This window comes from Mycobacterium sp. NGS18 (assembly GCF_059813185.1).
Genome location: NZ_JCALEC010000006.1, coordinates 22071 through 40361, shown reverse-complemented (window position 1 = coordinate 40361; position 18291 = coordinate 22071). Strand labels below are relative to the sequence as shown.

Genomic DNA, 18291 nt, shown 5'->3' with positions numbered 1-18291 from the left:
CAGGGTACGGACTGGCGACACGGGACCGCCAGCTCGCGCCACCGCCGTCGCTACTTGGAGATGACCGGCAGGTAAGGCAGTCTGGTGGCCATGGCTACTGCACCATTCGGAGTCCGGCTCCTGGTCGGCGCGGCAACCGTCGCCGTCGAGGAGACGATGAAGCTGCCCCACACCATCCTGACCTACCCGATGACGCTGGCCAGCCAGGCCGCGCATGCGGTGATGCGCTGGCAGCAGGGCATCGCTGAGCTGGTCAATAAGGGCGACTCCACACTTGAATCGATCTTTCCACCGAAGGACGAGCAGCCGGAGTGGGCCACCTTCGACGAAGACGTCGACGACGACCTCAACGGCGCCGACTACCCCGACACCGCGGCTTTCGACGATGCCGATTCCGGCCCGCGCACCGAGGGGCGCTTCGCGCTGTACTCGTTCAGCGAGAGCGCCGACGACCGGCCCGCACCGCCCGGCGAGACCGACGTCACAGCGGACACCCGCCCGGCCTCGGGCTCAACGGTGCCCATCCCGGACCTGGTCGACGAACTCGACTACGGCGCGCTGACCCTGGCCCAGCTACGCGCGCGGTTGGCCTCGCTCAGCGTCGACGAGCTGGAGACTCTGCTTGCCTACGAGGAGGCCACCAAGGCGCGAGCACCCTTCCAGACGCTGCTGGCCAACAGGATCACCCGCACCACCACGAAGTGACCGCACCCGCAGCGGGCAATTCCGCTGAGAACCCGTTTCCGGTGCGCGCGGTCGCCATCCGGGTCAAAGGCTGGATCGACCGGCTCGGGTCGGTGTGGGTGGAGGGGCAGCTGACCCAGATCAACGCCCGGCCCGGCGTCCGAACGGTGTTCATGGTGCTGCGTGATCCCGCCGCCGACATGTCGCTGACGGTGACCTGCAGCCCCGAACTGGTGGCCGGCTCCCCGGTCAAGCTGACCGAGGGCACCCAGGTGGTGGTCTGCGGCAGACCCAACTTCTATACCGCACGCGGTACTTTCTCCTTGCGGCTCAGTGAGATTCGCGCAGTCGGGATCGGCGAACTGCTGGCCCGCATCGAGCGGCTGCGTCGGCTGCTGGACGCCGAGGGGTTGTTCGACCCGCGACTCAAACGGCCGCTCCCGTTCCTGCCGGCCACCATCGGCTTGATCACCGGCCGGGCCAGTGCCGCCGAGCGGGATGTGATGACGGTCGCCGGCACCCGGTGGCCGGCGGTGCGCTTCGCGGTGCGCAACACCGCCGTGCAGGGCCCGAACGCGGTCGCCCAGATCGTCGAGGCACTGCGCGACCTGGACGCCGACCCGGCCGTGGATGTGGTCGTGCTGGCGCGGGGCGGCGGCAGCGTGGAGGACCTGTTGCCGTTCTCCGACGAGACCCTGTGCCGGGCGATCGCGGCATGCCGCACCCCGGTGGTGAGCGCGGTCGGTCACGAGCCCGACAACCCGCTGTGCGATCTGGTGGCCGACCTACGGGCCGCCACTCCCACCGACGCGGCGAAGAAGATCGTCCCGGACGCCGTCGCCGAGCAGGCCCTGGTCGACGACCTGCGCCGGCGCAGCGCCCAGGCGGTGCGCAACTGGGTGGTCCGCGAGGAACGCGTGCTGGCCCAGCTGCGCAGCCGCCCGGTGCTGGCCGATCCGATGCGCGCACTGAGCGAGCGCACCGAAGAGGTGGGACGCGCCCTGGCTGCCGTGCGCCGCGACATCATCCGGATGATCACCGTGCAGAGCGAACGGGTCGGGCACCTCTCGGCCCGGCTGGCTACCCTGGGCCCGGCCGCCACGCTGGCCCGCGGCTACGCGGTCGTCCAAACAGTGGACACCGACGGGCCGGCGCACGTGCTGCGCTCGGTGCAGGACGCACCGGCGGGCACCCCCCTGCGGATCCGGGTCGCCGACGGAGCGATTGCCGCTACCAGCGAAGGACATACCGATGGCAACTGAGCAACCCGAGCCGACGAGGCCCGTTAGTGACCTCGGCTACGAGCATTGCCGCGACGAGCTGATCGAAGTGGTGCAGCGACTGGAGCAGGGCGGGCTGGATCTCGACGCCTCCCTGAGCCTTTGGGAACGAGGCGAACAGCTGGCTAAGCGCTGTGAAGAGCACCTGGCCGGCGCTCGCCGGCGCGTGCAGGACGCGCTGGCCTGCGAATCCGGGGATGCCGACCTTTGACCGCCCCAGCACGAAGCCGACGGGAACTGAAACACGTTTCCGTTATGCTCACCCGATGGGTGATCCCGCACTGACAACCGAACTCGGCCGGGTATTGGTCACCGGGGGCTCCGGCTTCGTCGGAACCAATTTCGTCAAGACACTGATCGACCGCGGCTATCAGGTGCGCTCGTTCGACCGGGCGCCGTCGCCGCTGGCCCCGCACCGCAACCTGCAGGTGGTGGAAGGCGACATCTGCGACCCCGCCTCGGTGGCCGCCGCGGTCGCCAACATCGACACCGTGTTTCACACCGCCGCGATCATCGATCTGCAGGGTGGCGCGAAAGTCACCGACGAGATCCGGCGGCGCAGCTTCGCGGTCAACGTCGACGGCACCAAGAATCTGGTCCAGGCCGGACAGCGGGCTGGGGTGAAGCGCTTCGTCTACACCGCTTCCAACAGCGTGGTGATGGGTGGTAAGGCCATCTCGGGTGGCAACGAAACCATGGCCTACACCACCAAATACAACGACCTCTACACCGAGACGAAGGTGGTCGCCGAGAAGTTCGTGCTGGAGGAGAACGGAATCGGCGACATGCTGACCTGTTCGATCCGGCCGTCGGGGATCTGGGGCAACGGCGACCAGACGATGTTCCGCAAGCTGTTCGAGAGCGTGGTCGCCGGTCACGTCAAAGTCCTGATCGGCAGCAAACGCGCCAAGCTGGACAACTCCTACGTGCACAACCTGATTCACGGTTTCATCCTGGCCGCCGAGCACCTGGTACCGGGCGGAACGGCACCCGGGCAGGCCTATTTCGTCAATGACGGCGAACCGATCAACATGTTCGAGTTCGCCCGGCCGGTCATCGAATCGTGCGGCCAGCACTGGCCCCGGTTCCGGGTGTCCGGCCGGATGGTGCGCGACGTGATGGTCGCCTGGCAGTGGCTGCACTTCCGGTTCGGGCTGCCCCAGGCACTGCTGGAACCCGGGGCGGTGGAACGGCTTTACCTCAACAACTACTTTTCCATCGACAAGGCCCGCCGCGATCTCGGCTATCAACCGCTGTTCACCACCGAGCAGGCGATGGTCGACTGCATGCCGTATTACTGCGAGTTGTTCCAGCGGGTCAAGGCCGAAGCGCATCCGCATCTGGCGACGGTGGTGGCCGAGCCGCATCCGGAGTGACGCTACAACCGTGAGGCCGGCGTTCGCGCATGTTCCGGTTGAAGCCCGGATATTCGTGCGTCGTCTGTCGGTCCGAAATGCTCGCCTAGATCCCGATATCCGGTAACAGGCTGCTCGGCACCGTGTCGATATCGGCTGTTCCGGTCGGGTCGAACAGCGTGTCGAGGCTGGGAATTTCGCCGGAATCCAAGTCCGGTGTCCAGCCACCCAGCGCCGCGGTCAGATCTTCGGCGCCGACCGGGCCAATGACGCCAAGATCGTCGAGGCCGGGTACGGCGGTTGCCAACGCCTCCGCAGGGTAGGGATCGAAGCCGAACTGATCAGCGATCCACACCCAGGCGCCCTGAACGAGGGATACCAAATAGATGCCGCCAAAGAAGAGGACCGCGAAGCCCCCCGCCAGTATCGAGCTGAAAAACTGCTGGGCCTGCTCCCAGAGATCGCCGATGGGATCGGCGTCGGCCATCCCCGCGGCGCCGCTCAACAGGCCACCGAGTTCGGGCACTTCTCCGGCGACGGCGCCGCTGAGATCCCCTGGGTTCAGCAGAGTTCCGGCCCCGGTCAGGGCATCGGAAACCCAGTTGTCGTCACCAACCGGCGTGAGCGAGCTGGTCAGGTGTACGACGTTCCCGCCCCCCAAAACCTCGCCTACCCGCTGCTGGACACCGGGGACGACCACCGATGTAGCGGTGATGAGGCAGGCACCGGCCGCTGCGACTGCCTCGACGAAATGCGGACGTTGGGTCGGGTACATGATCGCCTCCTGTGGTCGCGAACGGACAGCCACGAAATCGAGTCCTATGTTCCATGGGATCGTGACCCGCGCCCGGCTGGTGCGAGCCCAGTAGCGCTCCACTGCAATTCCGTCCGGATAAGGGGCAGCGCCACTTAATGCGTCGAGCTTCTGCGGTGTTCGGCGCGCCGGTCGCGTTGGAAGACCAGCCGCTGTCGGCGAACAGGTCGGAATGGCCCGACGGATGGAATCGGTTAGCGCCGCACGGCGGGGTGATGCTGAGCGCGTCGACGGCCCGCCTGGTGGAAGGCGCATGGCGCCCTCGCGCGGGCGCCTGGAGAGTATGTGGCACTCCTCGATTCGATCGGTGATCCCGAGCTGACTCTCGGCCTTTTGATGACGCCGACCATCGTCAAGTGGTCTGTCGGCGAAGTGACCGAAGCCATGGAGCTGAGTCAGCGAGCAATCGACGCATCCGGTGGCGATCCCACCATGGGCAACCTGATCGTGGGGTTTATGAGAACAGCTCCGCGAAATTGTCAAGGGTCCCGATGGTCGCAAACAGCGCGGGCGCGACACCGAGGAGGAGGTCGTACGGGACCAAGGCGGTGTAGGCAGCCAGCGGAAGGCCGATGGCGTCCAGGAGGTTACCGGCCTGGAGCTGGTCCGCGAAGATGTTCGCGGCGTACGCGGGGAGACTGGTGGACAGCGCATTGACCATGTCGGCGGCGGGCAGCAACGTCGAATAGTCGTAGGCCAGCGTGCTGCTGATCATGTTGATGATGTCGGTCGGTGGCGAGCTCAGCGTCACCTCCGAAACCGGAAAGCCGGCGAACTTGAGCAGCCCCTCCACCACGTCGTCGAACGACGGGTTTTCGGGGGCGAAGCCCATAATGTGGAACGAATCTGCGAACGGCAGCCACGGCGCGATCTGGTCCTGGTAGCTGATCGGGTTCGCAATAGCGTCCCAGGCGTCGGTGACCCCCTGCTGCCAGCCGCTGCTGAGAGCCTCGGACAGCTGCGCCTGGTCGATGTCGGGAAACAGCCCGAACGTGGTGGGCACGTCGGCCGGACCCTGATTCCAGCCTTCGGTGATGCTGCCGTAGCCCAAGTTCACCATGATCCGGGTGACCGGCTCCAGCAGGTCATACAGCGGCTTACCGATACCCGGGAGGAGTAGCAGCGGCATCAACAACGGCAAGTTCTCGTTTGGAATCATGTAGTAGTCGGTCAACCGCTCCCCGGCGAGGGCCTCAGATCCCGGCAACAGAATCGCGCTGCTGATCTGCTCCGGGGCCAGATTCAGATAGATGAAGTGCGCCGTAAAGTTCCCCACAATGGCGTTGAGGACCGATAACAGGTTTGCCGGGTAGTGCGGGAAATCGGCAAAGCCGTCGTATTCAAGGGTGTAGATGTCGGTCGGGTACAGGTCGGATGGTGTCGCGGGTAGGAAGGACGTGTCAAAAGCGCCGAAGGCCGAGGTGTTACCGGCTGGAAAATCGAAGGTATTAAGGAAGCCGCCGTTCGGATTTTGAGGATCACCGACCAGCACGAAGTGCACATCGTCGCTAGGCACCCCGGCGTCGTGGAGTTGCTGCATGATCAGCGAGGCAGCAGCTGAACTCTGCGAGTAGCCGAAAACAACGATGGGGTCGCTACTTCCCTGCCCGTCGGCTTGCTGGCCTTGAATATCGGCGATCATGATCTGCCGGCCCTGGGCCAGCGACGTGTCGATCCCCAGGCTCTTGGCACCGGTAAACGGATACAGCCCATTGGGAATGAACGCCGACTGCGCTACACCGGTGAAGTCGAGCGGCTGCAGGTATAGCGTGTCGGCAGCGTCCACATACTGTGGAGGTGGTACCGGGACACCGCTGGGGCCGTACACCAATGCCGTACCGCCGCCCAGCGGCGAATCGGTTTCGGCGAGCTGGATGTCGAGCACCGCGACGTCGGGCTGCGACCGTGCCACCGAAGGGACCGCGGCCAGGCTGACGCCGGCAACCATGGCGACACTCATCGTGAACGCCGCAACCGCCGAATTCTGTGGACTCATCGTCGTTCCTCCCTCTGTGCGCTCAGGTGTCAACTGGTGCGCAGCACCTCGACCGTTTCCAGCCGCCGCGCCTGGATCGCCGGCAACACCGCCGCGGCCATCACGAGCACAGTCACCGCGGTCACCCCGGTTCGCAGCGGCAGCCCCAGCAGCTCCCAGTCGATCTTGAAGCCGTAGTACACCGGTGTGCCCAGCGACCACAGGTAGCTGAGGAACGTTCCCCCAAGCCCGCCGATGACAGCGGCCAGCAGGCCCAGCAGTGCCGCGTGGGCGATGACGACGGCCTGCTCTTGCCGGGGTACGGCCCCGATCGCCCGCAGCACGGCACGTTCCCGCCGGCGTTGCACCAGGCCCAGCACGAACACGTTCAGCACGCTCAAGCCGGCGGCCAGCAGCTGCACGTACCCGGAAACGGTGAACGGCTCCAGAAAGCGGATCATCCCGGCGGTGGCCACCGAGCGCCACTGCGCCTTGTCGTACACCGACAATCCGGCTCCCAGCGCCAGGAAATCGTCGCGGTGCGCGGTCGCCTCGGCGGCGCTGCGGTATCTCACGGCGGCCTGTTCGCGTACCGCCGCCCAGTCGAAGCGCGCCAACCTCTCCGACGTCAGGACGATATCGCCCACCGCGGTGTCGTTGACCAGCATGGGCCGCATGGTCCCGGCCACCTCGAAACGCTGCGGGCCCGCGACGGTCGGCAGCTCCACGCTGTCACCGGCGCGGACTCCGAGCCGGCCGGCGGCAACCTCGCTCAGCCCGACCTTGCCTTCCCGCAGGCCCTGCCAAAACCCGTAGTCGGCGCCGGTCGGCTGATACAGCCCTTGGCTGTACCAATCTCCCGGCGTCACGCCGATAAGCAGGCGCGACAATGTCCCTGACGAGATCGTCGACCGCCAGCGCGACGACACGCTCCGCCCGCCGGCTGCATCGCTGATCCGGGTGAACGTGCTGTCGGACAGGTGGCCGTCCCGCTGGTCAAGAACCGATTGGGCGGCGATCAGCACGGCGGCGGGCAGTCGGTCAGCTTTCTGCGCGGCAATCTGTCTGGTGCCGAGCAGTTGCATGCTCTGGGCGCCGACGGCCGTGCTGGCGCCGGCGGCCAGTACCGCGGCGCAGATGCCGAACAGCACGCTGTAACGCCGGACATCGGCACCGAGCAGTCGCCCGACGTCTGGGCGGATCACGGTCAGCAACGCGATCACTTTCCCGGCACCGCGGGAGGCAAGCCACGCCGTCACCAGCGCCACACCGGCCAGCCCCGCGGTGATTCCGTTGATACCCAACGCCAGCGGCAGCGCCCCGTGCTCGAAGATCGTCGACACCACGACGGCGCCCGACAGCATCGCGGCCCCGGCGGCCAGCGTCCAGCTGGGAATCGTTCTCGCACGCTGGACTCCGCTGACGCTCGCCATCGACGCCAACGGTCCGTCACGGCGCAGTCTCAGCGCCGGCCCGGTCATCGCGAGGACTCCGCAGACCGTTCCCGCTGCTGCCCCGATGGGAATCAGATTCGGCGTGAAGTGTGCCGCCACTGCGCCGCCGGAGCCGGCCAACATGGCCTGTCCGAACCGGTCCACCAGGTACCCGCCGAGCAGAAAGCCGCTGGGCACCCCCAACAGGCCACCGAGACCGCCCACGACGGCCCCCTCGCCGAGCATCCCGGCGAACAACACGGCCGGCTTGGCGCCGATCGCGCCGATGGTTCCCAGCACCGCCCGCCGGTCCTCGATGGCCAGCAGGATGGTGTTCACCGCGATCAGCAGGCCGATCAGGACACCGAACAGCGCGTTCAAATCGAGCGCCTGCGTGGCGTTCTCGAACACGGCCGGCAGCTGCGGCCGGGGCGGGCCCGCGGTCGCCACCCCGGCGATGACGCGGTCGACGTCTGCCGTGACCCCTGCGCCCGGCCTGGGCACGACGAACGCGACGGTGGCGTAACCGGGAGTGCAGAGCAGGTCGGCGGCGACATCGGTGGAGGGTGCCAGCAGGACGTAGCCGTTGTTGATGCCTTCGACCCGGTCGAACTCCGGGAACATCCAACCCACGTGTGCCGAACCGGGAGGCAGGCCGGGAATGTGCAACTGGTCGCCGAGCTGCAGACTGTGCCGCTGGGCGATGGCCGTCGGGATCTGAAGGGGCACACCGGGTCCGTCGGCGGGTTTCTCGTGACGAGCACGCTGCTGGCAGTCGAAGGAGCCGACCAGCAGCTCGATCTGGCACGATCCGCCGAGCAGAAAGAAGCCGTGACTGCGACCGTCGACGTCCACCGGCGTCAAGCCGGCGACGATCGGGATCACTGCGCGCGCCCCGGGCACCTCGGTGCGCAGCCGGTTCACCGCCTCGACCGGTAACCGGCCACTGACCTTCGGGGTAACCTCGACCACCCCGATATCGGCGGCATGAGCGAGGGATGGTCCGAAGGAGTCGAAGGGGCTCAGGAGTTCGGACTTGAGGATCACCGCCCCCAGTACCACCGTCACCCCTACCGCGACACCGATCACGCTGAGCAGGGTGCGGCGCCAGTCGGCGACGAGCGCCGCCAGGTGGATGCGCCGGAAGGATAGCCAGCCGGCGCGCAGCCGGTGCATCACCGCCCCTAGGTGGGTGCAGCGCCGGCTGCGTACGCGCGCCCGTCGACGAGGCTGATTTCGCGGGAGCTGTAGTGGGACGCGGCCCGATCGTGGGTCACCATCACCACCGCCGCGCCGTCGTCGTCTGCCACCGAGCGCAGCAGGGCCAAGATCTCGGTCGACGAATGACGGTCGAGGTTCCCGGTCGGCTCGTCGGCGAGGACTATCGACGGCCGGGCTGCCAGCGCACGCGCCACTGCCACCCGCTGCATCTGTCCACCCGACAGTTCGGCGGGCCGGTACCCGGCCCGGTCGCCCAGTCCAACCCGGTTCAGCAGCTCCTCGGCGCGTTCGTCGGCGGATCGGGCCGACACGCCGTCGAGCACCAGTGGCAACGACACGTTCTCGACGGCCGTCAGCGCCGGCACCAAATTGAAGAACTGGAACACGAACCCCAGGTTGCGCCGGCGGAACTCGGCACGGGCGCGGGCGCCCATCGACCAGACATCTTGGCCTGCAACGGATACCGTCCCGGCGTCCGGCGCGTCCAGCCCCCCGGCGATGTGCAGCAGGGTCGACTTGCCGGCCCCGGACGGCCCGGTCACCACGACGAATTCACCTGCCTGGACGCTGAGGGCGAAGTCGGCCAAGACGTGCACCTGCTCGTCTCCCCGGCGGTACTGCTTGGCGACTCCCTGGAGCCGCAGTGCCGCCGGCATAGGGTCACCGCGGTAGCGGTCCCGGCCGGGTCCACCGAGCTCGGCGACCGAGCCAGGTTGCGTGATCACAACCTGTACATCTCTCGTGCCATGGCGGCCTCCTCGAACAAGGAGGTGAGCTCGGGCGGATAGTGGATTCGTTCCGGCCGGCTTGCAACGTGGAACACCATCCGCGCGGCGTCGCCGACATGGAAGTGTTTCGTATGCAGCGCCGGCAGCTGAGGACCGTGGACTGCGGACAAGGTGAACATGATGTGGCTTCTTTCCATGGAGCTGCGATCAGAAGATCGTCCCGCGCCCCTGGTACGACGAGCGCAGTAGTGCACCACTGCAATCTCGTTCCGGTTGCAGTGGTGCACTACCGATCTCGTCCCACGGCACCCGAGCGATGATTGCGAGCAGAATTTCGAAGTTGGGGGGGCCATGACCGATCTGACCATGGTCGATCCGGGCGAAGAATCGACGGTGACCGGGCCGAACCCGCCGCCGGTGCGCTTGCCCAGGCTCCTGCAGGGCGTCGAGTTCGCCGTCTTCCGCCGACGGGCGATGCGGCATTGGATCGCGCGGAACGGGCACGTCTTCGAGATCAACGTCCCATTCTTCGGCCGATCCGTCGTCGTTTCCGACCCGGCCCTGGTGAGGTCGGTGTGTACCGCCTGCACCGACCAGTTGGTCAACGTGCAGCCCAATCTCAGCAACTGGTTCGGGCCCGGCTCGGCTTTCGGTCTCGACGGCCGCCGGCATCACGAGCGACGCAGGCTGCTCGCACCGGCGTTCCACGGTCGGATCCTCAAAACCTATGAGTCGATCATCGAGGACGAGACATTGCGTGAGAGCGTGAATTGGCCCGAGGGTAGCGAGTTCAGGATCCTCGAGCCGATGAGCAGGATCACCTTGAACGTGATCTTGCGTGCCATCTTCGGCGCTGATCGGGCCGAACTGGAGACACTGCGTGAGCTCATCCCGCCCCATATGAGACTCGGACAGTTCATGGCCTTTGTCCCGGCGCCGCCGGTTTGGGCCGGACGCCGCGGCCCCTGGCGGAAACTGGACGAGTTCCGTGAGGCATTCGACCGGATCATTTTCACCCTGATCGCCCACGCTGAAGCCGATCCTTGTCTCGGCGAGCGGACGGACATCCTGGCCTTCTTGCTGCGCAACAAGCGCGACGACGGACTCGGCATCCCGCGGCACGAGATCTGCGACGAGCTGTTGACCCTCGTCTGTGCGGGCCACGAAACAACGGCATCGGCATTGGCCTGGACGTTCGAGCGGTTGCGGCGTCACCCCGACCTGCTGGCCGAACTGGTCGACGAGGTCGATGAGGGAGGTGGCGTCCTTCGCCGGGCCACCATCTTGGAGACCCTGCGGGTGCGCACCGTCATCGACGTGATCGGCCGCCAAGTCAGGGCATCCAGCTTCAACCTGGGCGTGTGGCGGATTCCCCACGGCCGGACCGTGCTCGTGCGCATCGCCGATCTGCACGAGAATCCGGAGATCTTCCCGCACCCCGACCGATTCGACCCGCATCGCTTCTGCGGCGCCCAGCCGGCGGCATCGTCATGGCTGGCGTTCGGTGGCGGAGCGCGCCGCTGCCTCGGCGCTGATTTCGCGATCGCCGAGATGGATGTCGTGCTGCGGACGGTATTGCAGCGCTTCTCGATCCAGACCGATACGGCCGCCGACGAAAAATCGTACTTCCGGGGAGTCGCCCATACCCCGAAGCTCGGCGCTCGAGTAATCCTGAAGCGTCGAACGTAGCCCGCCATGTCGACCCAGCTGATCAGACCATCACAGCCACAGCGGCTCGACATCCGCTGCAACGTCGAGGACGTCGTCGTCGCGAACCTGGCCGTCCACATCGTCTTCTTCTTTCCACGGCGGCTCGACCTCGCGGAACTGAGCGGCGCGTTTGCGCATGCGCTCACGGCGTTTCCGATCTTCGCGGGACGGTTGGCCATCAAGCACGGCCGGATGCGTATCCGATGCGCGGGACAAGGCGTGCCCTGCACGTCAGTGTCGTCTGACCGCACGTTGCGTGAGGCGATGAGTTCGGCGTCGCAGGACACCGGAGACTGGCTTGTCGACAGCGTGCACGGCCCCGCAGCCAGATGGGGGCTGGGTCCGCTGTGCAAGATTCGTCTCACGCATCTTGCCGATGAAGCGACCGCGATCGGCTTTTCCTGGCACCACGCGATCGGCGACATGCAGACGGCGATGCACTTCATGAACGCGTGGGCCGCCGCTGCTGCCGGAAGTCCGATCGCGAAGCCGTTGATCGTCGAAGACCGTGCCGCCTACCTTGACGAACATCTTCCTGCCGACGGCACCCGGGAGCCCGGAGTGCGTTGCCTCGGGCTTGGCGAGACCGCAAGCAGCGCGCTGCGCCTAGCAAAGGACGCACGCCGACAGCGGACCCTGAGTCTCTACTTCAGCGACGACGAGATCACCCGCATACGCGATTCCTACGGCAGCCGGATGCGGTTGTCCGCCAACGACGTCGTGTGCGCGTATGTTTCCGAAGCGCTGATGAATGTGGATCCGGCGGTGGCTCGTCGTACCCTGGGGATCGTCGTGAACGCCCGGAGTCGTTGCGGCCTGAATCCAATGCTCGTTGGCAACATCATCACAACGCTCAACATCGACCTGCGCCGCGGGGAGCCGGCACGTTCGATCGCGGAGCGCATCCGCCACAATGTGGATCACTTCGCAGACGAGCACTGCGACATGCGCATCAACCAACAGTTCCTCGACGCTGCCGGTGCGTGGCGGGCAGCTCGTTGCGTCTCCGCTGCGTTCAATCCCGACCGATGGAACCCGATTGTCACCAACTGGAGCGGCTTCGGCGTGTATCGGGTTTGCTTCGAAGAGACCTTTCCATGCCATTTCACGCCGTTGATGAGATTGCCGGTTGCTGGGCTCGGCGCTCTGGTAGAAGGGGTGTCCGGTCGCGGATTGGTTTTTCAGATGTCATTGCCGCCCAAGACGTTCGCGGCTATGTCAGGACCCGCGACGCGGAAGGGACTGCACCGGTTTCGGTGTGCCGGCGACGATCTTCCACGATTGAATGGCGAGCTTCACGGCTGACCCGGATCGGTCCCCGTAGCGATCATTGTTGCCCCCGGAGGCGGGGTCGCAGTGCGGCGAGTTCGTCCCGGCAGTTGGTGTCCGTCTTCAACATAGCCCGGTAGATGTGGCTTTCGACGGTTCGCACGGAAAGAGTCAGCCGCTCGGCGATCGCGCGGTTGGACAATCCCGCGCCGATCAGCATCACGATCTCTGCTTCCCGTTCTGTCAGCGGCAACGGCTCTGCGGCTCGGCGGAGCGCCGGGGTGCTTGCGCCCCCGCATTGTTCGGCCAGCGCCGCGGCGCGAGTAGCGCATGCCAACGCTGTTCCACGCAGGTCCTGGTGGCGGTACCGGATCGCTGCGTGGGCGGCGGCGTCGACGGCGGCGACCAAATCTCCCATGCGTTCGAAGTCCAGCGACACCGCGGCCATTTCCGCGGCGTCTCCATCGCGTTGCGCGGCGGCGAACCGGGCGGCCAGAGCAACCCGCGGCCCCTCGACGACAGCTTCGAGTTCGCGCAATCGGACCGCAGCGGTGCGATCTCCGAACTGGGCGGAGGTCTGCAGACAAAGCACTTCCGCCGCGAATTGCCCCTTGGCTGCAGCGGCCTCGGCGGCCGACCTTGCGACCGCGATCGCTGCGCTGACTGCACCCTGGCCGGCGACCACCCACGCCCGGGCCAGGCTCCGGTCATAGTCGAGCAACCGGAACGGACGTCTCAGCTCGTCGAGCGTGGCGAGAGCAGCGACGGCCTCGTCAGTTGCACCACGCATCGCCAGCGCGGTGATGCCCGGCACCAGATAGCGGTATCCCCAACCGATGGCATGGCTGGCGGACAGTCCTGCTGCCGCCTGTTCCAGCAGTCGGCACGCGGCGTCGAGGCTACCGGCACCCAGGGCTGCCAGGCCCGCGACGGCGGCACCGAGTGATTGAGCCGTGCCCGGCAGCTCGGCTGCCTGCTGGCTGACCCGCTCGGCCGCCTTCACCGCCTCATTCACCCGCCCCGCCAGCAGCAAGGCGCCGATGTGTGCATCGGCGATGTTGAAACTCATGTGGGGGGCGTCAAATGAACGGGCAACAATGCCATACCCGGCCTCAGCAGTGGCCACGGCCTCGGCGGTACGCCCGCCGTCCGCGGCGATGGCGGCGAGCACCCAGGCGATCTCGGCGCCGACAACAGCCGGCAACTCCTCCAGGTCAAGTACTTCGGCGGCCCGTTTCGCCGCATCCGGGCGGTCCACGGCAAACCAGTACACCGTGAGGAAGGCATCGATGTAACTGCGGGCCTGCTGCGCTACGGTGCACGACGCCTCGTCGATGATCTCCTTCGCCCGCGCGGGCTCACCGAGCGCCCAGAGCATGTTGCTGGCCCGCAGAAATGCCAACCGGGCACAGTCGCCGTCAGCCAAGTCGCCGACGGCGATGTCAGCGAGCACACCGTCGGCCTCCCCGCCGCGGCCAAGCCACGACAGTGCGTGAGCGCGAACGAAACTCGCCTCCGTCCCACCGCCGGCCTGGATCGCCGCTGCGGCAAGTCGTTCGGCGAGAGTCAAGTCCGCCAGCCAGACGGCGCCACGAGCTGCCCTGACCAGCAACTCGGCGTCCGGCCTGAGATCGGAGTCAAGACTTAGGGTGGCGCGGCGCACCACCATCTGGATGTCGTCTCGATCATCGGCTACGGCGAGTTCGGCAGCCACCAGTCCCCGCAGCCGCCGTAGCCGGGTGGCCGGTGCGCGGGTGCGGCGCACTTCCCCGTAGAGCGGATGCGCGACCCGCACCTGCACACCGCCGACGATGGGCTCCAAGGTGATCAGGCCGCGGGTATCGGCCTCCTCGACCGCAGCGGGGTCGGTGATCCGAATCAGGGCGGCCAGATCGATCGGCTCCCCGACCGCCAGGGTGTCGATCACATCGCTGATCGGCTCGGGCAAGGCGCCGAAGCGGGATTCGATGAGCTCGACCAGGCTCAGCGGCATGATTGGGTCCCCGATCCAGCGCCAGTAACCGCCATGTTGCTCGATCCGGCCGTCGGCAACCTCCTGCTCGACGATGTGACGCAGGTACAACACGTTCCCGTGAGTCAGCCTCCACAGCCGCTGAACCGCAGAAGGATCCACCGGTCCCGTCATAGCCGCCGACACCAACGTGGCGGTTTCCTCGATCGACAACGGCTGCAGGTCGAGCCGTTCGAACCGGCTGGACGCCCAGATCTCGTGCACCGCGCCGGGAATCGCTTCACCGTCGCGGACGGTGAGAATCACCTTGGCCAAGCCCCGCTGCACGATCTGGTGCACAACGAATGCGGACAGGTCGTCGAGCAGATGCACATCATCGATGCCCACCACAACCATGGCGCCGGTAGGGGCGGCGACCAGCGACTCGATCACCCCCCGCAGCAACTGAACCGTGTCGGTGACACCCGGCGGCGTCCACGCCGCGAAGGCGCCGAGCGGAATTGCGCGTGCCGCAGATGTGCCTATCGCCCAGCGAGTTACGCTTCCCCGCGACTCGGCTGCCGACAATGCCTCACGTGCGATCCGGCTCTTTCCCACTCCCGAAACACCGTGGATGACGATTCCGGCGACATCCGGCGCCGCGATGGCCGACTCGAGAGTCCGCATCTCCGCCGGACGGGCGGTCAACGGCCACGACACACGCACGATCCCGGCCCTCACCTCATCGCCTTCGCTAACGCAATGTGACCTTCGTAGCCAACCTCGGTGGCCCTCTTGAGGTACCGGTCGGCAAGGTCGCGGTAGCCGCCTTCATCACCGTTCGCCCTCGCCAGCAAGGCACGCAGTCGCAGCAGCGGAACCTCAAGCAATGCGAACCCCGCGTCCGTCGGCACCGCCGCCAGCCGGTCAATCGCAGCCTGCGCCTCGGCGAGGTCAGCGCGGCTGCCGCGCTGCAGCAGGCTTTCAACGAAAACTCTGACGGCCTCGGCGCGCGCGATCATGTCGCCGACGTCGAACAGGTAATCGACGGCGACACGCGCGGTCTCAACAGCAAAATCGACATCGCCGGTGCGGGCCTTCTCACGCGCGAGTTCGGTTTCAAAGAACCGGACGCAACCCTGGGTATATCCGTGCCGCAGGTACGCGTCACGGTACTTGGCGAGCAACGCCATTCCAGCCTCGCGACGCTGGCCGCCCTGATGGAGTAGGACGAAGCCGCGGGTCAGCAACGCGGTATCAACGGCGTAGTCATCGCCGGAATGTTCGGCCATCGCCAGCGCTTCCGCGGTCACCTGGTCTGCGGCCGAGTCCGGCAGTAACGCACGACAATGCACGGCGAAGCCGTACTTTGCCAGCACGGCGGTCACATAGGTTCGCACGTCGACGCTGCGGGCCATCGACAACGCCTCGTCGAGATCTTCTTTCCACCCTGGCAGCCCAAGACAGTATCGGCTGGTGCCGCGGAACATGAGCGCGGTCGCCAGCGGTGACCCGATCAACAGGTTGCCCTTGTACGGGTCGCCGTCAGCCAGGTCGATAATGGACTGCGCCAACCGCAGGCCTTCAGCCGCCTCGCCGGCCTGCACCTTGATGTTGCTCGGCGCAATAGCAAGCGTAACCGTCAACAGTGGGTCGTCGATCGACTCGATCAGCCGGATGCAGTCCGACGCGACGCTGGACGCCTCGTTGTACCGGCTGTGGAAGATCAGCGCCGTCATCAACCCTGCCATGCCGATTGCAAGTGACACCTGGTCACCGGCGGCGATGCAAAGGTCGCGCAATTCGTCGAATCCGGTATCGGCGACGGTGCCGCTGACCCAGGCCGTACTCCCGCACAACAGGGTTCGCGGGGCTATGCGCATCGATGCGCGGCCGGGATCGTTGACGGGCAGCCGGTCTGCGACCGTTCGGGCCCGTTCCCAACTGACCCGGGCGGCCCGGATGTCGCGGTGTTGTGCCCACGTTGCGGCTCGCATGTGCCAGTCGAACGCAGCCTTCAAGTCACCGGCGGCCTCGAGATGTTCGGCGATCAGTGCAGCGTTCTCGTCGAGCGCCTCGGGGTGGCTGAGCTCGATGGCTGAAGCCAACCGCCGATGCAGTACGGCACGCTGCGATTTCAGCTGCGATTCATAAGCCACGATCCGGATCAGCGGGTGATGGAATGCGTATTCGGGATGCGGGGTGTACCGCACCTGATCAATGAGCTCCGCGGCGAGCAACGGAACGATTTGTGCATCATCTTCGAGCAACGCCAATTGCTCGGAGTCGAACCGCAATCCGATCACCGCGGCGGCATGCAACGCTCGCTTGACCGCCGGGTCGAGCCGGTCGATGCGGGACGCGATGGTGGCCTGCACCGTTGCCGGCACGACGAGTTCGGCATCATCTACTGCGCAGGCGTAGTGACCGCGTGATCCGGTCAGCACGCCGCGCTCGGCCAGATCGCGCACCATCTCCTCGGCGAAAAGCGGGTTCCCGGCGGCCCGCTCGGCGACCTGCCCACACAGCGCCGCCGCCGTCGGATCGGATCCGATCAGTTCGGCCGCGAGCCGGGCCGTCTGCGACGCGTTCAGTGGCCCGATGTTGATCGTCTGCGAGCTCACCGTGCTGGCCAGCGCCCCGTGATATTCAGGCCGGTAGGTGATCATCACCAGCGATGGGGTCTGCTGGGTCACCCCGAGCAGATCCGCCAGCAACACGTCGCTGACCTCATCGATCCAATGCGCATCCTCCACCACATAGACCGCCGGCGTGGTACGAGCCAGCGAGACGGCTTTGACCAATCGCGTCACCCGGCGCCGCCGGGCGTCGGGGTCGATGGAGGGCGTCTCAATCGCGCTATCGCGAATGCCGAGCAGGTCCTCGAGCAGCAGCAGGTCCTCCGGATCCGCATCGGACGCGCGCTCCTGCACTTGAGTGCGGGCCGATTCGTCGTCGAGACCGTCTATCCCGAGAGCGGTGCGCAGCAGCGAAGTCGCTGCGTAGAAAGGGATCTCGCGCGCATGGGACTCGCAGTAGACGGCGAACACCTCGACTCCACGGCTTTGCGCCACGGCACTGACCTCGCGGACGATCCGGCTCTTACCGATTCCGGGAGGTCCGGCCACACCCACTACGCAGCCGGTCCCGGCGATTGCCTCATTCAAGATGCCCCTGAGTGCGCCCATCTCCCAGGACCGGCCCACCAGCGTCGAATCCTGTCGGGCGGTATGCCGGCGTTCCGGGGACACCCCCAATAGCCGACAAGCGGACACCGGCTCGACGGCACCCTTGATCCGCACCAACTCGGGTTCGCCTAACGCGGCAACGTGTTGAACCAGTCGCGCTGTCGATTCGCTGAGCATCACTCCTCCGGGCGGCGCGACCGACTCCATCCGCTGCGCGAATCCGACTTGCTCACCGATCGCCGTGTAGCTCAGCGCGGCGGAGCCGAGTTCCCCGGCGACGACCTCCCCGGAATTCAGCCCTACCCGCAGCGCCAATTCGACGCCGTCGACGCCCGCCACCTCAACAGCCAGTTGGTGAGCCTGTTGCTGGATCTTCAACGCGGCCAAGCAGCCCCGTAACGCGTGGTCCTCCAAGGCCACCGGCGCGCCGAAGACCGCCATGATGGCATCTCCGATGAACTTCTCCACCGTCCCGCCGTAACGCCGCACCACCGCCGCACAGCGGTCGAACAACTGCGCCATGATCTCGCGCAATCGCTCGGCACCCACTGCCGCCGCGAGGTCCATCGAATGGACCACGTCGGCGAACAACACCGTCACCTGCTTGAACTCCGCCGGTACAGCCGCCGCAACCGGCGCACCGCACTCGAAACAGAACTTGGCATTGGTCTGCAGTTCGGTGG

13 protein-coding genes are annotated in these 18291 nt (G+C 66.5%); 6 read left to right on the top strand and 7 right to left on the bottom strand.

The genetic code is table 11. From position 1 onward, the window contains the following. The first annotated feature begins 90 nt into the window (after positions 1-90). The 4 genes from AC5Y31_RS13215 to AC5Y31_RS13200 are packed head-to-tail and all read left to right on the top strand — an operon-like array spanning position 91 to position 3340. Positions 91-705, top strand: a complete 615-nt coding sequence (locus AC5Y31_RS13215) for a lipid droplet-associated protein (protein WP_499980844.1) — start codon at positions 91-93, stop codon at positions 703-705. After that, the gene (xseA, locus tag AC5Y31_RS13210; RefSeq protein ID WP_499980842.1) at positions 702-1946 is read left to right on the top strand and encodes an exodeoxyribonuclease VII large subunit; all 1245 of its coding nucleotides are present in this window, start codon (positions 702-704) and stop codon (positions 1944-1946) included. Before AC5Y31_RS13215 ends, xseA begins: the two co-directional genes overlap by 4 nt. Then, positions 1936-2175 (top strand): exodeoxyribonuclease VII small subunit, encoded by a 240-nt coding sequence (locus AC5Y31_RS13205; RefSeq protein ID WP_499980841.1) that lies wholly within the window; start codon positions 1936-1938, stop codon positions 2173-2175. The genes xseA and AC5Y31_RS13205 overlap by 11 nt, the downstream gene beginning before the upstream one ends. 55 nt (positions 2176-2230) lie before the next feature. Further along, positions 2231-3340 (top strand): 3-beta-hydroxysteroid dehydrogenase, encoded by a 1110-nt coding sequence (locus tag AC5Y31_RS13200; RefSeq protein WP_499980838.1) that lies wholly within the window; start codon positions 2231-2233, stop codon positions 3338-3340. An 85-nt stretch (positions 3341-3425) separates the two neighbouring features. On the opposite strand, the gene AC5Y31_RS13195 is transcribed toward AC5Y31_RS13200, so the two are convergent. From AC5Y31_RS13195 to AC5Y31_RS13175, 5 genes are all read right to left on the bottom strand, one after another. Then, complete coding sequence (locus AC5Y31_RS13195; RefSeq protein ID WP_499980836.1) at positions 3426-4094, bottom strand: hypothetical protein; 669 nt, start codon at positions 4092-4094, stop codon at positions 3426-3428. 493 nt (positions 4095-4587) lie between these two features. Next, on the bottom strand, positions 4588-6129 hold the full coding sequence (locus tag AC5Y31_RS13190; RefSeq protein ID WP_499980834.1) for a PE-PPE domain-containing protein: 1542 nt from the start codon (positions 6127-6129) through the stop codon (positions 4588-4590). 29 nt (positions 6130-6158) lie between these two features. Then, positions 6159-8717, bottom strand: coding sequence for an ABC transporter permease (locus AC5Y31_RS13185; RefSeq protein WP_499980832.1), 2559 nt, complete (start codon positions 8715-8717; stop codon positions 6159-6161). A gap of 8 nt (positions 8718-8725) precedes the next feature. Then, a complete protein-coding gene (locus AC5Y31_RS13180; RefSeq protein ID WP_499981063.1) occupies positions 8726-9418 on the bottom strand; it encodes an ABC transporter ATP-binding protein in 693 nt (230 codons plus the stop codon). A gap of 65 nt (positions 9419-9483) precedes the next feature. Continuing rightward, positions 9484-9669: a hypothetical protein gene (locus tag AC5Y31_RS13175; protein WP_499980831.1), complete on the bottom strand. Its 186-nt coding sequence runs from the start codon at positions 9667-9669 to the stop codon at positions 9484-9486. A gap of 172 nt (positions 9670-9841) precedes the next feature. Between AC5Y31_RS13175 and AC5Y31_RS13170 the strand changes: the two genes are divergently transcribed. Both AC5Y31_RS13170 and AC5Y31_RS13165 read left to right on the top strand, forming a co-directional pair. Next, entirely contained in the window at positions 9842-11179 is a 1338-nt protein-coding gene (locus tag AC5Y31_RS13170; RefSeq protein WP_499980829.1) for a cytochrome P450, read from the top strand. A 6-nt stretch (positions 11180-11185) separates the two neighbouring features. Continuing rightward, entirely contained in the window at positions 11186-12505 is a 1320-nt protein-coding gene (locus AC5Y31_RS13165) for an acyltransferase (RefSeq protein WP_499980827.1), read from the top strand. 22 nt (positions 12506-12527) lie between these two features. Here AC5Y31_RS13165 and AC5Y31_RS13160 read toward each other — a convergent pair whose 3' ends face one another. Both AC5Y31_RS13160 and AC5Y31_RS13155 read right to left on the bottom strand, forming a co-directional pair. After that, positions 12528-15107 carry a helix-turn-helix transcriptional regulator gene (locus AC5Y31_RS13160; protein ID WP_499981061.1) on the bottom strand — a complete coding sequence of 860 codons (2580 nt, stop codon included), beginning with the start codon at positions 15105-15107 and terminating at the stop codon, positions 12528-12530. Between the two features lie 50 nt (positions 15108-15157). After that, a complete protein-coding gene (locus tag AC5Y31_RS13155) occupies positions 15158-18175 on the bottom strand; it encodes an ATP-binding protein (protein WP_499981060.1) in 3018 nt (1005 codons plus the stop codon). Between the last annotated feature and the right edge of the window lie 116 nt (positions 18176-18291).